Source organism: Vibrio sp. 2130-1 (assembly GCF_033339515.1).
In genome coordinates, this window is sequence record NZ_JAWOUT010000525.1 from 1 (window position 1) to 581 (window position 581).

Annotated in this window: 1 protein-coding gene; it reads left to right on the forward strand. The window is 47.3% G+C overall.

The window, feature by feature from the left end:
• Nucleotides 1–581: cation transporter (locus R7Q09_RS27195; protein WP_318144086.1), on the forward strand; the 581-nt coding region annotated here is incomplete at both ends.

The following is a 581-nucleotide window of genomic DNA, read 5'->3' on the forward strand; positions in this document are numbered from 1 at the left end:
GGTCGCCTCAATTGAATCCCTTGGTTACCAAGCTGGCACCCATTATGAGCTCCAACTATCGGGGCTAAGCTGCGGTGGCTGCGTGAAAAAACTCTCTTCTTTATTAGAGTCCAATCAAGATATTGTCTCTTTCGAAGCTTCGACAACGCACTTACGCATTCATACTCTGCTGACACAAGAGCAAGTCATCGATTTAGTGGCAAGCTTAGGCTATAGCGCAAGTGCCGAAGTGATCACAGAAGCAAATACAGAAACAAATGTATCAGCTCCCCAAAAGGCAGAAACGCCAACTCAAGTTGAGCAGCAGCATCACGGTGAGCCTGAAGTTAAAATTGAAGAGCTACCACCAGCAGGCGCGACACAATTACAAATGCTGATTCAAGGGATGACGTGTGCCAGCTGTGTTGCCTCTGTTGAAAAAGCGCTGACTCAAGTCCAAGGCGTTGAAAAAGCACAAGTCAACCTGGCTGAGCAAAGTGCGTTGGTCTTTGTCGATAACGATTCTGACGACTTGCACGCCGAGATTTTAGAATCGGTTAAACAAGCCGGGTATCAGGGTGAAATTCTACAAGACGCCGCAA